Origin of the sequence: Allopusillimonas ginsengisoli, from assembly GCF_004153455.1 — a bacterium.
GTDB classification, from domain to species: Bacteria; Pseudomonadota; Gammaproteobacteria; order Burkholderiales; family Burkholderiaceae_B; genus Allopusillimonas; species Allopusillimonas ginsengisoli.
Map to the genome: position 1 here is coordinate 26,307 of NZ_SDQE01000005.1, position 19,575 is coordinate 45,881.

At 59.3% G+C, this 19,575-nt stretch carries 19 protein-coding genes and 1 pseudogene; 8 read left to right on the forward strand and 12 right to left on the reverse strand.

What is annotated here, in order from left to right:
- The first annotated feature begins 56 nt into the window (after positions 1–56).
- Positions 57–1,295, forward strand: a complete 1,239-nt coding sequence (locus tag ERE07_RS11270) for an MFS transporter (protein ID WP_130008937.1) — start codon at positions 57–59, stop codon at positions 1,293–1,295.
- A gap of 117 nt (positions 1,296–1,412) precedes the next feature.
- Complete coding sequence (locus ERE07_RS11275) at positions 1,413–1,820, forward strand: ribonucleotide reductase subunit alpha (protein ID WP_130008938.1); 408 nt, start codon at positions 1,413–1,415, stop codon at positions 1,818–1,820.
- Between the two features lie 33 nt (positions 1,821–1,853).
- Here ERE07_RS11275 and ERE07_RS11280 read toward each other — a convergent pair whose 3' ends face one another.
- The 4 genes from ERE07_RS11280 to ERE07_RS11295 all read right to left on the reverse strand — a co-directional run bounded on the left by ERE07_RS11280 (position 1,854) and on the right by ERE07_RS11295 (position 7,532).
- The gene (locus ERE07_RS11280) at positions 1,854–4,553 is read right to left on the reverse strand and encodes a DNA internalization-related competence protein ComEC/Rec2 (RefSeq protein ID WP_130008939.1); all 2,700 of its coding nucleotides are present in this window, start codon (positions 4,551–4,553) and stop codon (positions 1,854–1,856) included.
- A gap of 116 nt (positions 4,554–4,669) precedes the next feature.
- Positions 4,670–5,476 (reverse strand): TatD family hydrolase, encoded by an 807-nt coding sequence (locus ERE07_RS11285; protein WP_130008940.1) that lies wholly within the window; start codon positions 5,474–5,476, stop codon positions 4,670–4,672.
- 78 nt (positions 5,477–5,554) lie between these two features.
- A complete protein-coding gene (lolD, locus tag ERE07_RS11290; RefSeq protein WP_130008941.1) occupies positions 5,555–6,268 on the reverse strand; it encodes a lipoprotein-releasing ABC transporter ATP-binding protein LolD in 714 nt (237 codons plus the stop codon).
- Entirely contained in the window at positions 6,261–7,532 is a 1,272-nt protein-coding gene (locus ERE07_RS11295; protein WP_167670850.1) for a lipoprotein-releasing ABC transporter permease subunit, read from the reverse strand. Before ERE07_RS11295 ends, lolD begins: the two co-directional genes overlap by 8 nt.
- A gap of 39 nt (positions 7,533–7,571) precedes the next feature.
- Here ERE07_RS11295 and ERE07_RS11300 point away from each other — a divergent pair, with 39 nt between their 5' ends.
- Both ERE07_RS11300 and recJ read left to right on the forward strand, forming a co-directional pair.
- On the forward strand, positions 7,572–8,501 hold the full coding sequence (locus tag ERE07_RS11300) for a hypothetical protein (protein WP_130008942.1): 930 nt from the start codon (positions 7,572–7,574) through the stop codon (positions 8,499–8,501).
- Positions 8,483–10,198, forward strand: coding sequence for a single-stranded-DNA-specific exonuclease RecJ (gene recJ, locus ERE07_RS11305; protein WP_130009089.1), 1,716 nt, complete (start codon positions 8,483–8,485; stop codon positions 10,196–10,198). The genes ERE07_RS11300 and recJ overlap by 19 nt, the downstream gene beginning before the upstream one ends.
- A 27-nt stretch (positions 10,199–10,225) precedes the next feature.
- Here recJ and ERE07_RS21685 read toward each other — a convergent pair whose 3' ends face one another.
- Complete coding sequence (locus ERE07_RS21685; RefSeq protein WP_167670864.1) at positions 10,226–10,687, reverse strand: VOC family protein; 462 nt, start codon at positions 10,685–10,687, stop codon at positions 10,226–10,228.
- Positions 10,688–10,783: 96 nt separating this feature from the next.
- Positions 10,784–11,176: pseudogene (locus ERE07_RS22175) on the reverse strand (YybH family protein); the annotation flags it as partial.
- A 190-nt stretch (positions 11,177–11,366) separates the two neighbouring features.
- Between ERE07_RS22175 and ERE07_RS11315 the strand changes: the two are divergent.
- Positions 11,367–12,053, forward strand: coding sequence for a winged helix-turn-helix transcriptional regulator (locus tag ERE07_RS11315; RefSeq protein ID WP_130008944.1), 687 nt, complete (start codon positions 11,367–11,369; stop codon positions 12,051–12,053).
- A 140-nt stretch (positions 12,054–12,193) separates the two neighbouring features.
- Positions 12,194–12,799 carry a phosphatase PAP2 family protein gene (locus ERE07_RS11320; protein ID WP_167670852.1) on the forward strand — a complete coding sequence of 202 codons (606 nt, stop codon included), beginning with the start codon at positions 12,194–12,196 and terminating at the stop codon, positions 12,797–12,799.
- 34 nt (positions 12,800–12,833) lie between these two features.
- Here ERE07_RS11320 and ERE07_RS11325 read toward each other — a convergent pair whose 3' ends face one another.
- Positions 12,834–13,049, reverse strand: a complete 216-nt coding sequence (locus tag ERE07_RS11325) for a putative signal transducing protein (RefSeq protein ID WP_130008946.1) — start codon at positions 13,047–13,049, stop codon at positions 12,834–12,836.
- Between the two features lie 111 nt (positions 13,050–13,160).
- On the opposite strand from ERE07_RS11325, the gene epsC reads away from it, so the two are divergent.
- Positions 13,161–14,093, forward strand: coding sequence for a serine O-acetyltransferase EpsC (epsC, locus tag ERE07_RS11330; protein WP_130008947.1), 933 nt, complete (start codon positions 13,161–13,163; stop codon positions 14,091–14,093).
- A 3-nt stretch (positions 14,094–14,096) separates the two neighbouring features.
- Here the strand turns inward: epsC and ERE07_RS11335 are convergent, their stop codons facing one another.
- The 5 genes from ERE07_RS11335 to ERE07_RS11355 all read right to left on the reverse strand — a co-directional run bounded on the left by ERE07_RS11335 (position 14,097) and on the right by ERE07_RS11355 (position 18,631).
- Positions 14,097–14,792, reverse strand: a complete 696-nt coding sequence (locus ERE07_RS11335; protein ID WP_130008948.1) for an aspartate/glutamate racemase family protein — start codon at positions 14,790–14,792, stop codon at positions 14,097–14,099.
- A gap of 122 nt (positions 14,793–14,914) precedes the next feature.
- Positions 14,915–15,754 carry a type 2 periplasmic-binding domain-containing protein gene (locus tag ERE07_RS11340; RefSeq protein ID WP_245153657.1) on the reverse strand — a complete coding sequence of 280 codons (840 nt, stop codon included), beginning with the start codon at positions 15,752–15,754 and terminating at the stop codon, positions 14,915–14,917.
- Between the two features lie 2 nt (positions 15,755–15,756).
- Positions 15,757–16,530 (reverse strand): ABC transporter permease, encoded by a 774-nt coding sequence (locus ERE07_RS11345; protein WP_130008949.1) that lies wholly within the window; start codon positions 16,528–16,530, stop codon positions 15,757–15,759.
- Between the two features lie 97 nt (positions 16,531–16,627).
- Positions 16,628–17,623: an ABC transporter substrate-binding protein gene (locus ERE07_RS11350; protein ID WP_130008950.1), complete on the reverse strand. Its 996-nt coding sequence runs from the start codon at positions 17,621–17,623 to the stop codon at positions 16,628–16,630.
- A gap of 147 nt (positions 17,624–17,770) precedes the next feature.
- Entirely contained in the window at positions 17,771–18,631 is an 861-nt protein-coding gene (locus tag ERE07_RS11355) for an ABC transporter ATP-binding protein (protein ID WP_130008951.1), read from the reverse strand.
- Between the two features lie 289 nt (positions 18,632–18,920).
- On the opposite strand from ERE07_RS11355, the gene ERE07_RS11360 reads away from it, so the two are divergent.
- Positions 18,921–19,478, forward strand: a complete 558-nt coding sequence (locus ERE07_RS11360) for a hemerythrin domain-containing protein (RefSeq protein WP_130008952.1) — start codon at positions 18,921–18,923, stop codon at positions 19,476–19,478.
- Positions 19,479–19,575: the final 97 nt, after the last annotated feature.

The window sequence follows — 19,575 nt, forward strand, 5'->3', positions numbered from 1 at the left end:
CCATCCTCATTCAGGCTATTCCACCCCAAGCCGGCATAGACTCACCAGGAGCAGCGATGGCAGCGCATAGATCCCCTTTCTTTGTATTATGTGTAACCACCTTCGCTTTCATGGTGTGTTTTGTCGTCTGGATGATGTTTGGCGTGGTCGGTATCGCGCTGCGCGAAGAGCTTGCGCTGAGCAGCGCCGAGTTCGGGCTGCTGACCGCCACGCCCGTACTGACGGGTGCCCTGCTGCGCCTGCCGCTAGGCATGTGGACCGACCGTTACGGAGGCCGTATCGTCATGACGGCGCTGTTGGTCGCCTGCGCAATTCCCGTCTATCTCGTCTCGTATGCCACCGCCTTATGGCAGTTTCTGCTCATCGGTTTGTTTCTCGGCGTAGTGGGCGCATCGTTTGCGGTGGGCACACCTTACGTTGCCAGACTATTCCCTCCCGACAAACGCGGATTTGCGATGGGATTCTTCGGCGCAGGCACCATTGGCGCCGCCGTCAATCTGTTTGTGACACCTGCGCTGCAATCCGCACTGGGCTGGCGCGCCGTCCCCAAGATCTACGCTATCGCACTGTTGGCCACTGCTATCGTTTTCTGGTTCGGCTCAGTCAAGGACCCCGGCGTCAAGAAGTCCACGCTCTCGCTGAGCAATCAGCTCAGCATCATCAGGGATCCGCGCGTCTGGCGCTATTGCCAATACTATTCCATCTGCTTCGGCGGCTTTACCGCGCTTTCGCTCTGGATTCCGCAGTACATGATGGCCGAATTCGGGTACTCCATCGTACTGGCCTCCGCGTTGGCCGCGGGTTTTTCCTTGCCTGGCGCGGTACTGAGAGCCGTCGGAGGAAGCCTGGCCGACCGCTACGGAGCGCACAAGATTACATGGTGGGGGCTATGGGTCGCCTGGGTGTGTCTGTTTATCCTGTCCTATCCTGACACCACCTTTGTCATCAACACCATCAATGGTCCGCGCAGCTTCCATATCCACATCGCGGCACCCGTCTTTACCGTCCTGCTGTTTATTCTCGGTTCGGTATTCGCTTTCGGCATGGCGTCGACCTTCAAGTATGTAGCGGATGACTTCCCCAATCAAATGGGCATTGTCACCGGCATTGTCGGACTGGCCGGCGGTGTGGGTGGCTTTCTGCTGCCTGTGATGTTCGGCGCCGCCCTTGAAATTTCAGGCATACGGTCCAGTTCCTTCATGCTGCTGTACGGTATCGTCTGGGTATCCCTGATCCTGCTTTATCAGTCCAATGTCCGGCGCGTGAGAATGGATGGCCAGCTCAACAACGGCTGAACGCCATATTTACTGCTACGGCCAGACATACCGCAGGCATTGTGCCCCTTTGCCCGCCACACCGTTGTGGCCTCTCGTTCGATCAGTACCAGACACATCAACGCAAGGAAACCTCTAGTGAACATCTCCTGTTTCGATGACCTTCTCGCCGCAGCGCGCCAGCAAAGCGTGCCTCAGCGGCTGCTGTTCGTTTTTACGGCCGTCGAACTGCCCGAGGACTGCACACCGGCACAGCGCAAGGCGTTCGATGCCGGCGCAGGCGGCGCGCTCACGCCACTGGCATGCCTGGACAAATCCGCAGACGAACTTGATAGCTTTGAAGCCCTATGCGCCGAATCCCGTCTATACATACCGGCGTGGACACTGGTTTTTGCAGCCGCCCTGTCTGGGAAAACAGGCCAACCCCTAAGCAGCGAAGACGCCGAAGCACCGTTGAACAAAATGGTGGACATGATCAAAACAGGCGCAGTCGGGCCGCTTATCCCTTTTGACACGAGCGGGCACGCGGTCGTGCTGACAGCATGACCTTTGACCTTGACCAGCGCGATCACACCGGCCTCAAAATCGAGTGTGCGACGAGCTTGCAGGCACGCCCGTTGTCCAGTACCGCCGCCTCGACATCCGTTCAGTGCTGACCTTCAGCCCTGACGCCTCAGACCGCGCAATAATCGCGCCATGCCTATCCGTCCGCCAAAACCTTGCGCCACTACGCTGCCATCGTTTTTCCACAGTGGCGCTGGGATGGCCGTGGCGGTTCCAGGGCCCCGCCTGGGCAATAACATGCTTTGCCTGCATCGCCATCACGAACAAAGGAGTGGAAGCGGTTTTGGAACCATGATGAGCGGCGGTCAATACGTCTGTTTTGCCCAACCCGCCCCGTACCAATATTTCCTCCTGGCGCGCACCGATGTCTCCCGTCAACACGGCGGTATGGTGCGCACCGGTAATACGCAGCACGCAGCTCTGGCTGTTGCGGTTGTTATGCTTCGTGCCTGCACTGTTATGGTTGCCCGGCGCACTGGCATTGCCCGGCAGCGCGGCGATGGCTTCTTGCGGCCACAGAAACTCAAATTGCACGCCATCCACCTGCCAGCGCAAACCCCGCAAACAAGGTTCACGCTTGTCAGGCAGGCGCAACGCCTCTTGCGAAGGTTGCCCGCTCGCCGCCAGTTTATAGGCTTCGCGTTCAAGAAACTGATCAATGTCGAAACTCCCATAGGCCTGAGTCACCGGTATCGCCGTCAATACACTACGCAAGCCGCCGGCATGGTCCAGATCCGCATGCGACACCACGAGCGTATCCAGCTTGCGCACCCCAAGGGTACGCAGATAGGGAATAACAATCCGCTGGCCATCGTCAGAAACAGGGCTGCGCCGCCCACCCGTATCAAAGAGCAGCGTATGATGTGACGTCTGGATCACAATCGCGCCCGCCTGCCCCACGTCCAGCGCATGCAGTGTCCAGTCTCCATGGTCGGGGCGATCCGGACGCCAGCACAATGCAGGCACCAGCAGCAGCCAGGCCAGATGGCGGCACGGTGCACCGTAGGGCATGAGTGCCAGCACCACCCCCGGCAGCCCCAGTAACGTCAACCACGCGGATGTTGCCGGAACGGGAAAGCTCGCCGCAGGAAGCGACGCCAGCCACACCGTCGGCGCCATCGTAAACTGCAATGCGCCATGCCCCAGCCAGGCCAAGGCACCCGCAAAAGCGCCCAGGCCAGGCAGCAGCGACACGGCCGCGCATAGCAGCGCCACAGGCGTCACGACCAACCCAATGATGGGGATCGCATAGGCATTGGCCAGCGGCGATACCGCAGACATCTCATGAAAAAGCAGTGCCAGGACAGGCGTCAGCACCAGGGTCACGACCAGTTGCACGCGGATGGCTGCGCCCAGGAAACGCCGGACCCGCTGGAAAGGCCCTGTCACGTTGCGGCCAACCGCGCGCCCCGTCCAGCTGCTGCTCGCCAGCAGAACCGCAACTGCCCCGAATGACAACCAAAAGCCACTGGCAAGAACGGCCCAGGGATCAAGCAACGTCACCGCAAACGCCGCCAGGCACAGTACGCTTGATGACGACACGGGCAAACGCAACACGTAGGCGGCCGCCACCACGGCAAGCATCAGAAAGGTACGGCGCGCAGGTACCCCCCACCCGGCCAGCAAGCAGTACAGCCATGCCACAAACAAAGCCGCCAACGCGCCGCAGACCTGAGCGGGCATGCGTTCGGCCAGCGCCCGTCCGCGCCACCGCAGGCGCCGCCACAGCATATTGACTGTAACGCCGCCCAGCGCGGCAATCATGGTGATATGCGAGCCACTGATGGACACCAAATGGGTAATGCCGCTGCGATTGAAAATCTGCCAGTCCTCAGCCGACACGCTGGCTTGATCGCCAATGGCCAGCGCCAACAGCACGGCACCATAACGCATGCCGTCCAGGTGCGGCATCATGGCCGCCCGCACATGATGCCGCGCCCGTTCGGCAACAATGGATAGGCTTGCCTGGCCTGCCTCATGCAACAGACGCGGCGTGCCACGCACCGTCCCGGTTGCCCTGACCCCCTGCGCGAAAAGATGGCGTTCGTAATCGAAAGCATGAGGATTGCGGGGCCCCCAGGGCGGCCGCATCACCACTGCCATGCGCCATGTTTGTCCTGGGATAATCTCAGGAAACTGCGCCGGAGGCTTGTTGCCGCGGCCATAAGGCCCCGCCCCATTCGGCGCGGACCAGTGGACCAATATGCGCGCGGGAACCCCTTCCGGAACCGCCGAAATGACCTCTGCCTCGAATGATCGCCGCTCGGCATCCAGCCTGGGCAAAGACGCCACGCGCAGCACAACGCGGGCGACCTGATTGTAATGAATGGGTTGCAGCGCATCCGCCAGCCGAGCCTGCGCTCGCAGCGATGTCTGTGCGAACCCCACACCGAACGCACACAAAGGCAATAACCAGGATGCCCGCAAGCCTATGCGACGCCGCCCCGGCACGGCGCTGAATCGAACCTTGCGCAAAGCGGCCGACACCTTGGCTTGCTCTGCCCTGTGGCCTCTCTCTCCTGCCTCCGCTTTCGCAGAGCGTGCCATGTTCGCTGGTTCGTCGCGCCAGCACAAGCTGGTCACTATTATGCTGGCCATTATTATGCCCAGCCCGCCCAATGCCATCCACACCACATTGCGGTCTGGCAAATCCGACAAGCCGTGTACTGCCCCACTGCCCAATACAAAAGCGAGCAGACTGATGCGCCCTGTCATCGCTAGCCTCTATCCAGCCATCAAACGAATCAGGATAAGGAATGGGCAAACAATCTGGCGGCTCGTGACATGACAAGCTCACTTCGGAAAACACCGAACTCACGGCGTGCAGACCATTAATGCATCAGGCGCGGCAACACCCGCTGCGCATTGCGGCCTGTCGCGACAATGACCTCTTCGGGAGTCATGCCACGCAATTCAGCCAATACATGGGCGATCCTGCTGACTTCAGCGGGTTGGTTACGCGGCGTGGGTGCGCCCGGCTGTCCCAGCCAGGCAGGAGGAATATCTGGTGCGTCGGTTTCCAGCACCAGGGCGTCCAGCGGGAGCTGCGTCGCCAGGCGGCGTATCTGCAGCGCGCGCGCAAATGTCATCGCGCCGCCGAAACCCAGCGCAAATCCCTGCTCCACGAAGTGTTGGGCCTGCTGAAAACTGCCATTGAAAGCATGCGCAATCCCGGTCACCGATGGCCTGCGCCGCAACTGCTTCAGGATCTGGTCCTGCGAGCGGCGGACATGCAACAGCACCGGCAACGCATAGCGTTGGGCCAGCTCCAGCTGCGCCACATAGAACGCTTCCTGGCGGCGGGCCATCGCTTCCTGCTTAAGTTCTGGTATAAAAAAATCCAGCCCAATTTCACCGATCGCTACAAACCGGGGATCATCCAACGCCTGCACGATCATAGTCTCCAGCACGCGCAAGTCTTGCTCTTGGGCGTCTGGCACACCGATGGGATGTATGCCCAAAGCATAGGCGCCGCCGTCGAAGGAATGTGCAAGGTCCCGGACTACCTGAAAATTCTGCCGACTGACAGCGGGAATGACAATACGCGCAACGCGATGCTCAAACGCTTTCTCAATCACCGCATGGCGGTCGTGGTCGAACTCAGAAGCATCAAGATGACAATGCGTATCGATAAGCATCTACAGTTCCCTTGTGAGCAGTGGTGAGGCGGCGCTCTGGACAAAGCGACGCCTGGCCATTGCCGAGCCGCCCCGTTCTCAGGCCGCGCCCAGCGGTACCGTTTCCGCATCGATCAGCTTGCCTTTTTCCATCGCGAGCTGTCGATGGGCCAGCGCCGCGAGTGCGGGATCGTGCGTGACAATGGCGAATGCAGTACCGAACTCCCGGTTCACCCGCACGAGCAGGTCAAACATGCTCTCGGCCGTGTAACGATCCAGATTGCCCGTGGGTTCGTCTGCCAGCACGCAAGTAGGCCGTGTCACCAGCGCTCGGGCCAGGGCCACGCGCTGCCGTTCACCGCCGGACAACTGGCCAGGATAATGATCCACACGATCGGCCAGGCCAACCTGCTCCAGCACGATCTGCGCCTGCTCGCGGGCCTTGTTGCGTGATTCACGGCGAACGATCAGCGGCATGGCTACGTTTTCAAGCGCAGAAAACTCCGGCAGCAAATGATGGAATTGATAAACAAAGCCCAGGTGCTGGTTACGCAGCCGGCTGCGTGCGGATTCTGACAAACCAGCAACGGAATGGCCATTGACAAACACCTCGCCCGAGGTGGGCTGATCCAGCAAACCCAGCGTATGCAGCAAGGTACTCTTGCCGGAACCCGAGGCACCCACAATCGCCACCATTTCGCCACGGTCAACATGCAGGCTCACATCGCGCAGCACAGAAATCGACTGGCCGCTCTCGGTATAGGTTTTGACCAGGTTCGTGGCTTTCAGGGCATGGATAACAGCATCAGTCATGGCGAAGCACCTGTGCGGGTTGGAGGCTGGACGCGCGCCAACTGGGATACAGCGTGGCAAGCAGGGACAGCACCAGCGAAGTGACCGCAATCGTGACGATATCGGTCATTTGCGGATCGGACGGCAATTCGCTGATGAAATAGATTTGCTGCGGGAGGAATTGCACCCCCAGCATGCGTTCGATAAATGGCACGATCGTCCCTACGTTATAGGCAACCAACATCCCGAATCCCACGCCCAGCAAGGTGCCCACAATGCCGATCAACGAGCCTTGCACCAGAAAAATCCGTGCGACTTCGCGTGGACTGGCCCCCAGCGTTCTCAAAATGGCAATATCCGACCGCTTGTCCTTGACCGCCATCACCAGCGAAGACAGCAGATTAAAGGCCGCAACCGCCACAATAAGGGCGAGAATCAAAAACATCATGCGTTTTTCGGTTTGCACTGCCGCGAACCAGGTACGATTGTTTTCGGTCCAATCCTGCGCAACAAGGTAGGATGGCAGACTTTGACGCAGTTCGTCGGCCACCAGCGGGGCCTTTTGCATATCCTCAATGCGCAGTCTGACGCCGGTATGCGCGCTATCCCGGAATACCTTGGCGGCATCCTCGTAATTGATAAATGCCATGGAGGCATCAAATTCGTAGTAGCCCGACGAAAAAAGACCGGTGATGGTGAACTGCCGCATGCGCGGCGTAAACCCGGCCGGCGAAATGGAACCCTGCGGCGCCAATACCAACACCGTATCGCCCACATCCACACCCAGCGAGTAGGCCAGATAATTGCCCAGGACAATGGCATAGCTGCCAGGGGCCAGCGAAGCCAGCTTGCCCGATTTCATCTGCTCTGCCACATCGGAGACTTCGTGCTCCAGAGCCGGATCAATGCCGCGCACCTGCACACCACTCAGCTTTTCGCCTCGCACAATCATGCCCTGGCCCGATACAAATGGAGCCGATCCTTTGACTTCCGGGTTCTGGGCCGCCTGGTCCGCGATATCACGCCATTGCGACAACACAATTTGCGGCGCCATATTGGGCGCATACAGCTCCACATGCGGCAAAACCGACAGCATGCGGTCGCGCACTTCTTTCTGGAACCCGTTCATGACCGACAAGACAACAATCAGCGCTGCCACGCCCAGGGCAATCCCCACCATGGAACTGGCGGCGATAAAGGACACGAAGCGATCTCCCCCTCCACCCTTGCGTCGGGACCGGGCCAGACCTGCATAACGCGCCCCTATCCAAAACTCATATGACATCTTCAAGCCACCATTTCCCATTGACACTACAATTCCGGAATGCAAATCGTACTACCTGGCGCCTTGCCCGAACCGCGAGAAGCGGGCGAACTGGCTGCCTACGTGATAAAAAATGCGCCAACGCTGGCACAATGGCTGGCTCGCGCTCGCCACAAGGAGCTTGAGGCCGATCCGGCCGACACCGCCTGCCTGCCCCATGAATACTGGCAGTTGGCGGCGCTGGGCTTCCAGCCCACGCCCGAACAGAATTTTGCCACAGGCCTTGCACCATTCCGCGGTGGCGGCAATCACCCCGCAGATCAGCCTATCTGGCTGGCCGAGCTCGTCCATGTGGCGCCTTCACGCGATGGCGCCGCACTGTTGCCGGCTGCCGATCTGGCCATTACACCAGCCCAAAGTGTAGCCTTGTTCGAGTCAGTGCATGGCATGTTCGAGGAAAGCGGTTTTCGGCTGAGCGGATCAGACAACCCGCATTGGCATGTCATCCCGCCCGACGGTTACCAGACGCGATCAGCCAGCCCGGCGCTGGTTGCCATTACATCGGTGAACGACTGGTGGCCGCAGGATATGGCCTCTCGCCCTTGGCGCAAGCTGGTCAACGAGGTACAGATGCTGTGGTTTGAGCATCCCGTCAATAAAGAGCGTGCGCACGAAGGCTTGCCACCGGTTAACAGTCTGTGGCTCTATGGCGGCGCGCGCCCCAATCAACTGAAGGCGCTGACGCTGCCCGACGTTCATATTCACGATATATTGCTGGCGCCGTCTGTTCGTCAGGACTGGTCGGCCTGGCTGGACGGGCTGTCCTGGCTCGAACAGAACATATTTCCCGCCCTCGCTGGTTCTGAGTCCGTGCAATTGGTGCTGACAGGTCGAGACCGCATTATCGAGCTTGCAGCTGGCTCGCGCTGGACGCACTGGCTGCGCCGCAATAAAGAATCCTGGAGAACATGGTGGTCGCCCCAACACTGAGTACACGCACACCCAATCCCGCCGCCGCCCGCCAGCTGGAGGCGGCTGGCATCCATCCTTTGCTGTCCCGCCTGTGGGCCGCGCGCGGCGTCAGCAGCCCTGCCGAAGCACAGCAAAACTGGTCCGCCATGATCCCGCCAGGCCAGCTCACGCATGTGCAGCATGCCGCCGCCTTGCTCGCCGACGCAATTCAGGCGCACAAGCGTCTGCTGATCGTGGCGGACTACGATTGCGATGGCGCTACGGCCTGTGCCGTGGGTTTGCGCGGCCTGCGCAGCATGGGCGCCATCGTGGATTTTCTGGTTCCCAACCGTTTCGAAACCGGTTACGGCCTTTCGCCGGCCGTCGTCGCGCTTGCCGTGGCGCACCCGGCGGGCAAACCCGATATCCTTCTTACCGTTGACAATGGCATTGCCAGCCTGGACGGGGTCGACGCGGCGCAAGCGGTGGGAATCGATGTCATTGTTACGGACCATCATCTGCCTGGAGACACGCTGCCCCGGGCCCTTGCCATCGTCAACCCCAATCAGCCCGGCTGCGGCTTCCCTTCAAAAAACCTGGCGGGCGTGGGCGTAATCTTTTACCTTATGCTTGCGCTGCGCGCAGAACTGCGACGACGTGGCGTTTATGCCAGCGATGGCGGCCCCCGGCTGGATCAACTGGCAGACCTGGTTGCCCTGGGCACGGTGGCCGATGTGGTCAAACTGGATGCCAACAATCGATTACTGGTCACGCAGGGCCTGCAGAAAATGCGCAGTGGGCGCATCCAGGCCGGTATCCGCGCGCTGTTTGCGGTTGCCGGACGTGAGCCGCGACAAGCCAGCGGTTTCGACCTCGGTTTTGCGCTGGGCCCCCGCATCAACGCCGCCGGCCGCCTGGCCGACATGAGCATAGGCATAGAATGCCTGACCACTGATGATGAAAGCCGTGCGCTCCAACTGGCTCGCCAACTGGACGAAATGAATCAGGAAAGACGCGGCATTGAAACAACCATGCGCGAAGAGGCATTGGCCGCAATCGCGGCCACCACGCCCACGATAGGCGCCACCGTCTGCGTTTATCACCCCGACTGGCATCAGGGGGTGGTCGGTCTAGTGGCCTCGCGCCTCAAAGAAACCTATTGGCGGCCTACCCTGGCCTTCGCGCGGTCGGACTCGGGCGAACTGCGCGGTTCCGGGCGCTCCATTCCCGATGTGCATCTGCGCGATGTATTGGATCTGATTTCCAAGCGCCACCCCGGCATCATCCTCAAGTTCGGCGGCCACGCCATGGCAGCGGGTCTGACCTTGCGCGAAGACGCCTATGGACAATTCATACAGGGCTTTGACGCCGCGGTCACCGAGCTTACGGGCCGCAGCAGTTTCGAGCCGGTTATCGAGACGGACGGATCGCTGGAAACCGGGTATGCCAATGCCGAGGTGGCCGGATTACTGCAGCGCCAGGTTTGGGGCGCCGGTTTTCCCGCGCCCGTTTTCCGCGATACCTTTTACGTACGGCAGCAGCGCCTGTTGAAAGACAAGCACCTGAAACTCAGCCTGGAGCGCGGACACCAACGCTTCGATGCCATCTGGTTCAATCACGCGGAAATGCTGCCCGAGCATGTCGACGTCGCCTACCGCCTCGACCAGAACACCTGGAACGGTATCGTATCGGCGCAGCTCATCGTGGAATATGCCTGCGCCGACCTTGGCCAATGACAGCCGCAAAGCCAAACAATACGCAGATCACTCCGCGCTGGCTTTCGAGGGGCAATCCTGCTCCATCATGGTTTTCGCGCCGCGCTCGATCTCAGCCTGCGTAAGATCGCGCACATGTGTGGCCAATGACCATCGATGACCAAACGGATCCTCGACAACACCGTAACGGTCGCCCCAGAACATATCCTGTGGCTGCATGACCACCGTGGCGCCTGCGGCAACCGCCTTGTCAAAGGCCGCATCCACATCGGGCACATATACATGCATGGACACTGGTGAACCGTTGAGCGTCTTCGGCCCCTTGGCCCCCCAATGGGGCGCTTCATCCATCAAAAAGACCGCGGAACCTGCGATACGGACACATGCGTGCGCAATCATTCCTGGCGCCATTTCAAGCTTGCTTTCCTCGCTCGCGCCAAATGCCTTCTTGTAGAATTCGATGGCCTCTGCCGCGCCGGCACACACCAAATGCGGTGTGATCGTGTTCATGCCCAGCGGAATAGCGCGTACCCTTGGCTGGTCGTCTTCGTGTTCGGGCTTGAGATCACACAATGCCCTACCCGTCTGAATATCAAATGGCAGCGAAAAATGCTCATGCGTGGCCAGCCAACCATCCCCAGTGCGACGGTAACTGGCTGTCATGCGAGAATAGCCCGACTCACCCTGCTTGCCGTTTTCGTCCTCCATACCGCAGCGGATAAGCGCATGCGCAACCGCCAAGTCATCCGCCACCTGGATATCCAGTTCATGGACCTGAAACACCATGGATCCATCGCACATATCCATGCAAAACTTCCAGTGCTCCCTATAGGCTTGCATCCCCTTGAACTGCAAGGTCTGAATGGCATCGAATGCCACAATCTCCGGCGCGTAATACGCCATGATGCGATCAACGTCCTTGTCACGAACCGCTGTCGCCCAGTTATGTATGCCAGTCTGAATCGCTTGCGCGGCGCTATTGGACTCTTCCGTAGTCATGTCTATCTCCTCTATCTGGTGGTGTTAAAACACGCTATGCAGCGACTTCCGGAGCCCTGGAAGGTGGCAGCGCGATGTTTCGACGCGCCTAATTTATCACTCGCTAGTCCTAAAAAACAATTAATAAGTATTAAAAAAGTATTTCGGCGTTACACTCTTGCCTAGGTACTGAGCTGACTATGTCAAAACAATGGTGAAAACAGGCAAAAAAAGAAGCTACGAAGACTATTGCGCCGCCGCCCATGCACTGGATATCATCGGCGAGCGCTGGGCGCTGCTGATTGTGCGCGACCTGCTCCTTGGCCCCAAACGGTTTAGCGACCTACGCAACGGGCTGTCGTCCATCAGTCCCAATGTTCTCACTCAACGACTGAACGAAATGGAATCCAGCGGGGTCATCATTCGGCGCAAGCTACCGCGCCCCGCGAGTGCCTGGGTCTATGAGCTGACGCCTTGGGGGCAGGAACTCGAACCGCTGGTCCTGCAGTTGGCGCGCTGGGGGGTAAGGTCGCCCTTTTTCGAGCGTGGCCGGGCGTTGGGGCCCGATGCGCTCCTGCTATCATTCAAAGCCATGTTTGATCCCAGCGCGGCAAGCGACCAGACACTGAGCATAGGCGTGCGCATACAGGGCGAAGACTTTCACGCCCATGTCAAAAACCGGCAAATGACGGTTACCCGCGGCCACGCGCAAGCGCCAGACGCAATGATTGAAGCCAGCACGCAGATTCTGCTGAACCTGGCCTATGGCGGGCTCGACCCTGACACTGCCGCCCAGGCGGGCATGATTCGCTACAGCGGAGATGTCTACGCGCTGCGGCAGTTCTTCGCAGTGCTCAAGCTTCCCGAACTTGCAATGGGCGATCCGGATCACGCTTGACGGCAGCGTGACGCCGCCAACACTCAGCACAAAGGCCTCGGCTTGATTCCTGGCCCGCTACGCCCCGGTTGCATTACACGATCATTACCGTTTCATTACATACTTCTTTTCAAGCTGCATCTTGCAAGAGAATGTCTTCCATGACTGTCTTGAATGCACTGGATCTGAAAGTTTTTCTGTACTTGAATGGGTCGCCCTCCACAGCGCCCTGGCTGCTCGTGCTCGCTTATTTTCTTGCCAACCAGTTGATCTACCTGGTGCCAGTCGGGCTTGTCGGCACCTGGTGCTGGGGCAATGCCACCCAGCGCAAACTCGCCCTCCATGTCCTGTGCGCCGTTCTTGCAGTGCTGGCGATCAACTACCTTGCGGGCCTGGCCTGGCCCAGGGGCCGCCCTTTCGTCCTGGACGTTGGCCACACGTTTTTTGCCCACGCCCCGACGCCAGCCTTTCCCAGCAACCATGCAGGCATCCTGTGGGCGATAGGCTTCACATTGGTGTTGAACAAGCCACGCGTCAGCGCAGGCTGGTTGGTGTTGGCCGCCGGCCTCGGCGTCGCCTGGTCCCGCATTTTCCTGGGCGTGCATTTCCCGCTGGACATGGCCGGCGCGCTTGTGTCGGCAGCGCTGGCCAGCCTGGCGGTCAGCCTGGGCTGGAAACATATCGAGCAACCGCTCGTTAGCGCCGCCATGCGCGTGTACAGGCTGATATTTGCCTACCCCATTGCCTGGAAATGGGTCAGAGACTAGCCACCGATTTCAATACACCCATGGTGCGCAGCAGTTAATCCCCTGCAAAGGGTGCAATCAACTGCATAGCCAGTTCCACATCCGACTCATCAACGAGCAACGCCTGCTGGTTCAGGCTGTTGGTAACCGGCCCTGGATACATGGAGCTGAATGCGCCCCCGCGCATGACATACGGAATATCATAAGCCTGCATCAAAGCCTCAATCACGGCAGCCTCAGACTCCGACTTTGGTGAATAGATTGGTATCATAATTCTTTCCCCCTGTCTGACTGAGTCTACCGGTTTGCGTCCTGGGCAGGCAAGGCGTCATACTGCAGGCTTTACCTGGGGTTTCATTCAGTGTCCGGAGTCACTGCTCACATGGCTGTATTCAATATCCAACCCATTGTCACCTCCCTGAACGCGGTCAGGCAAGACTGGCGTATCGCCCAGCACCGTTCACGCGAACCTGGTGGGCGGGAATTTCCGTCTCCACAGGCTATTGCACGCATTCTTGAAGACCTCAAAGGTGTGCTGTTTCCCATGCGCCTGGGGCCACTGGATCTGCGGCAAGAAAGCGAGGATTTCTACATAGGCCACACGCTTGATTCCGCGCTGCATGCGTTGTTGCATCAGGTTCGCCTCGAACTGTATTACCAGGCACGCCGCCAGAACATCGAAGGCAACGCCCTCGAGGCAAGAGCGGTTTCCGCAGTCCAGGCATTTGCATCGGCGCTGCCCGAAATCCGCCGCCTGCTCGACACCGATGTACTGGCTGCCTATCAGGGAGACCCCGCGGCACGCAGCGTAGACGAAGTATTGCTGTGCTATCCGGGCGTCCTGGCAATGATCCACCATCGTATTGCCCATCAGTTCTACAAGCAGGGCCTGGGGCTGCTGGCTCGCATGTCGTCGGAACTGGCCCATTCGGCCACGGGCATCGATATACACCCCGGCGCGCAGATCGGCCCCCATTTCTTCATCGATCACGGTACGGGCGTGGTCATCGGCGAAACCGCCATCATCGGCGAACGGGTACGCATTTATCAGGCCGTCACCCTGGGCGCCAAGCGCTTCCCTCTCGATGCCAACGGCGAACTGCAAAAAGGCTTGCCGCGCCACCCGATTGTCGAAGACGACGTGGTGATCTACGCTGGCGCCACGATTCTCGGCCGTGTCACATTGGGACGCGGCTGCACCATAGGAGGCAATGTCTGGCTGATTGACGATGTTGCGCCCGGCAGCCATGTAACCCAAGCAGAATTCCTGGGCACGGGTACCTGTGATCCCGCTGCAGAAGGTACTGCGCAATAAGCGCTAGCGGCCCAGCGCCATGCTCACCGCATGGCGCGCGTGGATGCGCGTCGTATCAAATAACGGCACATCGGTATCCTTCTGGCTCACCAACAGGCCGATTTCTGTACAGCCCAGAATAACTGCTTGCGCGCCCTGCGCAGCAAGCCCGCTGATAATGCGCAGATATTCAGCGCGCGACCCCGCCTCCACGCTCCCAAGGCAGAGCTCGCGGTAAATTATGTCGTGAACGATTTTTCTGTCGGCCACGTCAGGCACAATCACCGTCAGGCCGAACTGTGTTTCAAGACGACCGCGATAGAAATCCTGCTCCATGGTAAAGGCCGTGCCCAGAAGCCCAACGGTGCCAACGCCATGCGACGTCAGCTCTTTCGCCGTCGCGTCGGCAATGTGCAGCAACGGGATATCCACCGAACCGGTGATATCATCGGCAAGCTTGTGCATGGTATTTGTGCACAGCACCAGAAAATCAGCGCCCGCTGCCTGCACACGCCTGGCCGCATCCGTCAGAATGCGCCCCGCGCCCTCCCAGTCGCCCTGATGCTGCAGTTTTTCGATGGGCTCGAAATCGACGCTGTACATGACAAGCTCAGCCGAGTGCAGGCCACCCAAGGCGCGTGCTACACCCTGATTGATTTCCCGGTAGTAGTCCGCAGTGCTTTCCCAGCTCATGCCGCCTAACAGCCCGATGGTTTTCATGCGCCCCCCACGTCCAAAGGGATCAGCTTAACGATGCCATGCCGGAAGATCAACCGCCGCCCGCCGCGCCATCACTGCTCAAGCCTGCGCGCGACGGCAAATGAAGCAGGGCCGACAACTGGCTAGTGGCAGTCCGGCACTTCCTGATCCAGATACACTTCAAAAGCTATATCCTGGGCCCGTTTGGCCGTGATCTCGGCCAGATGCCGCTGCCTTCGCCATTCAGCGACCAACTTTCGGGCAGCATCCAGCGTGTCGACATCCTGGGCGGATACAGCAAACACCAGTTTGGCTTGCGGGCCGGGAGGAAGACTGGCGGAGAATTTCTTCCACTCCGGGAACTTGAGCAAGGCCTTGAGCAACGCCTCGTCGTGAACCGCCGCGTCACACTCGCCGACTCGCATTGCCAGCAGAGAATCGGCCGGTGCGCGCATGACTTTCTCCAGCGCACCATAACGGGCGGCCATGCTGCCGACATACAAGCCCCCTTGGGACAGGCATACCGTACGGCCTTTGAGCTGATCCCAAGTGGTGATATCGGTGTCCGTGCGCATAATCGCCATGGGGCGCGATACATAGCCGGTGGGCACGGTTGCAACCTCGCCGTTCGGCACCGTCGCCTTGGCGGGCACGCTGATCAGAGCCGCGTCTATGTCGCCTCGTCTCAACCCTGCCACGGCGCTTTCGGGGTCCCGAGCCGGCGTCGCCACCACCGAACGATTCAGCTTGTGCGCAAGCGCCTCAGCCAGCTCCATATCCGGCGCATCTGGCGTACGAACCTTGGATCCGCCAATGAAGGGCGGAATGACATAGTGCACGCCCAACACCAGTGAGCGTTCCGCCATAGCATGCTCATCGGAATGCGCCACGCTGGCAGCGCCCGCGGATGCCGGGGCCGCCGCGACGCAGACGACGGCCAGCAACATAAAGCGACCAGGCAATATTGGACGGAAGGCGGACATGGTCAAACGTACTGATAGCGCAAGACACGACGCTTCAGGTTTTCGAGCATGAGCTGATCAATCAAGGTCGCCAGCACGGCGATTGTCATGATATTGGCCATGACCCCAATCATATCGGCCGTCTCACCGGAATACGCCAGGGAACGGCCCAGCCCCTGCCCAAAACCAATCAGCATCTCGGCCGATATCAATGCGCGCCAGGCGTTGCCAAACGCCAGCTGTGCCCCGGTAATCAGCTCGGGCATCACCGCAGGCAAATACACCCGTTTGAGCATATCCCAGCGGCTTGCACCCATCACCCTGGCCGCTGATACATGTACTGCCAGGACGCTCTCGGTGGCATTCATTACCGAAAGCGCAGCCGGAAAGAATGCGGACAATGCCACCACCACAATAATGGGCAGATTTCCAAAACCCATCATAATGAGAAAGAGTGGTACCCAGGCTATCGATGGAATGGATTGCAGAATAATGATGGCGGACTTGAGCACTTCGCGGAAAAAGAACAGGATGCCGCCGACTAGCCCAAACCCCACGCCAAAGATCAGCGCAGCCAGATAGCCCGCCCCCAGGCGTCCTAGGCTGCCCGACAGCTGTGCCTGGAAGGCAGACGTTTTAATGTCTTCCACTAACCGCATAAACACCGGCGGCAAACCGGGCATCAGAAAATCGGGCAGTATCCATGCCATGATCTGCCAGAACAAGAGGATGGTCGCCACCGCAAGCGCCATGGCCATTTTTTTTCTACTGGGAGAGAGTCTATTCTGAACGCTCATGCTTGCTGCTAAAAAGAAGAGACGGCCGGTCAGCGCCGGCCAGGAAACACAATCACTGCGGTAAAGTACGCGCTACCCGGGACAGCTCGCCGGCGCCTTACAGTTTGCGCGTTTGTTGCCAATCCAGATCAACAATCTTGCTCACGTCGAAAGGCTTGCCGTCACTTGTCTTGAGCGAACCCTGGGCCTGCATGATGTCGGCGATTTCCTGCATGCGCGCCAGTTCCGGTTCGGTCAGTACCGGGCTGAACGTCTGACTCTTGATGGCATCACGTATGACGTCTTCACGAGCCACCTCGCCCTGGTGCAGCGTCTTGAGCGTCGGTTCGGCGATAAAGTAGCTGGCAATCAGCTTGGCGCCTTCCTCGGGCTTGTTCTGCAACAAATCGATGGCATCGCGCTGGGCATCCAATGATTTCCAGACGTCGTCCTTGCGTTTCTTGAGCGTATCGCCGGAAGTAATGACAACCATGCACGGGAACGGCCAGACCTCGCCGACCTCGTAAATTTGCTTGACGGGCGCTATCAGCTGCGCGATACGAGCTTGCGGTTCGAACAGGAAGGCGGCATCCACCCGCTTGCCGACCAGCGACTGCACGGCAACTTGTGGACTCACGCCCATGATGGAGAGATCTTCCGCCTTGAGCCCGGCGTCCTTGAGTACAACCCCTTTCAGTACAGTATCAGCAGTGCTGCCCTCTTTCTGGGAAGCAAGCGTACGGCCTTTCAGATCCTCAACCTTGTCGATGCCCGCGTCCTCGCGAACGACCAGCGCGTGAAAACCGTGCTGCGCACCGCCGACAACCTTCAAGTCTGCCCCCCGGGAGGACCAGGACGCTGCGTTGGTAAAACCGAGCACGCCGGTATCCAGCTGGCCGCCCACAATGGCTTTGATCAGATCCGTACCAGACTTGAATTCAACCAGCTCGACATCCAGCCCGTGCTTTTTGTAGAACCCGCCTTCGTAAGCGGCGATGGCCTGCGCATCATCCATGACACGCAAATAGCCAATCTTGAATGTGTCTGCCGCCAGAGCCTGGCCGGACAAGGCGAGCGCCGCCAATGCAGGCAGCAATAAACGTGACAGCTTCATCAATAACTCCAAATGCCTCCGGCAGCCTTCTGCCGGATGCTGAACGGCGCGCAACGAGTGTTTCGCGACTTGCTAGGGGTGCTGACCGGTGCGCAAGCGGCTTCCGCGCAACCGGGCCTGCCGGCCCGCGCGGAATACCGACACTGATCAGGCCAGCGCTTCTTCTGTAAATTTTGGTGCGGCGCGGCTTTCTGCGCGATCGGCGGTTAACACACCGCCTGCCGCTGGTGTGCCGACAGAAGGCGGCGCCGTTTCGCGAGGCGGCCCGTTGTCGACCTCGGTGTTGATGCCCAGCAGACCCAGGATTTCCCTTCTCATTGACGCAAACGCAGAAAGGTCATGCGATTTTTCTTGCTGCGACAAGGTAAATTCCTTGAGCACCGTTGCAGGCCTGGCGCTGAACACCAGGATGCGGTCGGCCAGGAACAAGGCTTCGTCGACATCATGCGTAACCAATAAGACCGTGGGGGTGGTCTCGCGGATCAACTGGCGCAGGACATCCTGCAATGTCATGCGGGTCAGGGCGTCCAGCGCGCCAAAGGGCTCATCCAGCAGCAGCGCCTTGGGGTTGGTAATAAAAGCGCGCGCCAAGGCTGCACGTTGACGCATTCCACCGGACACCTGATGCGGAAAATAATCTTCGAACCCTGCAAGATTGACCTTGCCCAACCAGGCTCTGGCGCTGCGCAGCGCGCTGGATTTATCCTGTTTCTGCAGCTCCAGCGCCAGCGCCACATTCTGGACCAGCGTCAACCAGGGATACAGCGCATTTTCCTGAAACATGAGCATGCGCTCAGGGTGCGCGCCCTTGATGGGCTTGCCGTCTGCCAGCAGTGTGCCCGCGCTGGGCTTTTCCAGGCCCGCCACCAAATGCAGCAACGTAGACTTGCCGCAGCCCGACGGCCCCACCAGCGCTACAAGCTCTCCGTCGCCGATATCGCGATCAAATCCCTTGATAACCGGCAAGTCGGAAAACTGCTTATCTATATTCTTGAATGAGAGTTTCATTTTGGTTCAATTAACCAATTAGTTATATCGAACTGTACTTTTGGACTTAATATCTCACAAGAATTTTTCTGCTCTTTATATATAACTCAACAACATATGCAACTGGCATTGCTCAACGACAGCGATCCCCCTGAGCGTGGGCGCTCGAAGGCGCCGCGCCATACAATGGTGTTTATCCTTGTCATACAGACATGGCTGCAAAATGCCCGCCAGAAGATCGTACCGTCTGTATTGCAGCGGAAAGCCAAGCGATTTCGCCCAGGGAGCCTACAAACAGGGAGCATATCAAATGAGCAGTACTGCATTTCCGGGGTTTTCTGGCCCCGCAGCAAGTACCGAAGCGCCACTGGAAATGCTGGCGGCCTGCCATGTTCGTATCGAGCGCTATTGCGCCACGCTCAGCCGGCTGAGCGGTCATGCGCTCGAGCAAGGTAGCGATGCCGACGCCCAACGCGCTGCGGCCGGCATCATCCGCTACTTCGACACGGCTGCAGTGCTTCATCACGCCGATGAAGAAGAAGACCTTTTTCCGGCACTGCTTGAATCCATGGCAGGCTCCGACGCAGTCTGTATTCGCGAACTGACCAGCGCCCTTTCCGCCGAGCATCGCTTGCTTGAAAGCGCCTGGCGTACGCTGCGCGCGTCCTTGCAACGCATTGCCGCGGGCAAGCCGGCGCTGCTGCCTGACGCCGCGGTCATCACTTTTACCAGCACCTACGCGCGCCATATGCGTATCGAAGAAGACGAAGTGCTGCCCATGGCAGCGCGCCTGTTGAGCGACCACGATATCGATCGTATAGGTCGGGCCATGCGCAAGCGGCGCGGCATCAGCGACGATCTGATCTGACGGCGCCCGGCTGGCAAGGCACCCCTGGCTCAAGAAGGGGAAACCCCGGTTTCCCGCCCCAATAGGGAATGCTATTCTTGCCGGCAAAGCAACCAAA

Coding starts and splice junctions, on each gene's coding strand:
- ERE07_RS21685 (WP_167670864.1), bottom strand. CDS start 10,687: ATGAACACGATCACACCGCATTTGGTGTGTGCCGGCGCGGCAGAGGCC.
- ERE07_RS11285 (WP_130008940.1), bottom strand. CDS start 5,476: ATGCTTATCGATACGCATTGTCATCTTGATGCTTCTGAGTTCGACCAC.
- ERE07_RS11345 (WP_130008949.1), bottom strand. CDS start 16,530: ATGAGCGTTCAGAATAGACTCTCTCCCAGTAGAAAAAAAATGGCCATG.
- ERE07_RS11325 (WP_130008946.1), bottom strand. CDS start 13,049: ATGATACCAATCTATTCACCAAAGTCGGAGTCTGAGGCTGCCGTGATT.
- lolD (WP_130008941.1), bottom strand. CDS start 6,268: ATGACTGATGCTGTTATCCATGCCCTGAAAGCCACGAACCTGGTCAAA.
- ERE07_RS11355 (WP_130008951.1), bottom strand. CDS start 18,631: ATGAAACTCTCATTCAAGAATATAGATAAGCAGTTTTCCGACTTGCCG.
- ERE07_RS11270 (WP_130008937.1), top strand. CDS start 57: ATGGCAGCGCATAGATCCCCTTTCTTTGTATTATGTGTAACCACCTTC.
- ERE07_RS11335 (WP_130008948.1), bottom strand. CDS start 14,792: ATGAAAACCATCGGGCTGTTAGGCGGCATGAGCTGGGAAAGCACTGCG.
- ERE07_RS11340 (WP_245153657.1), bottom strand. CDS start 15,754: ATGTCCGCCTTCCGTCCAATATTGCCTGGTCGCTTTATGTTGCTGGCC.
- ERE07_RS11280 (WP_130008939.1), bottom strand. CDS start 4,553: ATGACAGGGCGCATCAGTCTGCTCGCTTTTGTATTGGGCAGTGGGGCA.
- ERE07_RS11350 (WP_130008950.1), bottom strand. CDS start 17,623: ATGAAGCTGTCACGTTTATTGCTGCCTGCATTGGCGGCGCTCGCCTTG.
- ERE07_RS11295 (WP_167670850.1), bottom strand. CDS start 7,532: ATGTCATATGAGTTTTGGATAGGGGCGCGTTATGCAGGTCTGGCCCGG.
- ERE07_RS11360 (WP_130008952.1), top strand. CDS start 18,921: ATGAGCAGTACTGCATTTCCGGGGTTTTCTGGCCCCGCAGCAAGTACC.
- epsC (WP_130008947.1), top strand. CDS start 13,161: ATGGCTGTATTCAATATCCAACCCATTGTCACCTCCCTGAACGCGGTC.
- ERE07_RS11320 (WP_167670852.1), top strand. CDS start 12,194: ATGACTGTCTTGAATGCACTGGATCTGAAAGTTTTTCTGTACTTGAAT.
- ERE07_RS11315 (WP_130008944.1), top strand. CDS start 11,367: ATGGTGAAAACAGGCAAAAAAAGAAGCTACGAAGACTATTGCGCCGCC.
- ERE07_RS11300 (WP_130008942.1), top strand. CDS start 7,572: ATGCAAATCGTACTACCTGGCGCCTTGCCCGAACCGCGAGAAGCGGGC.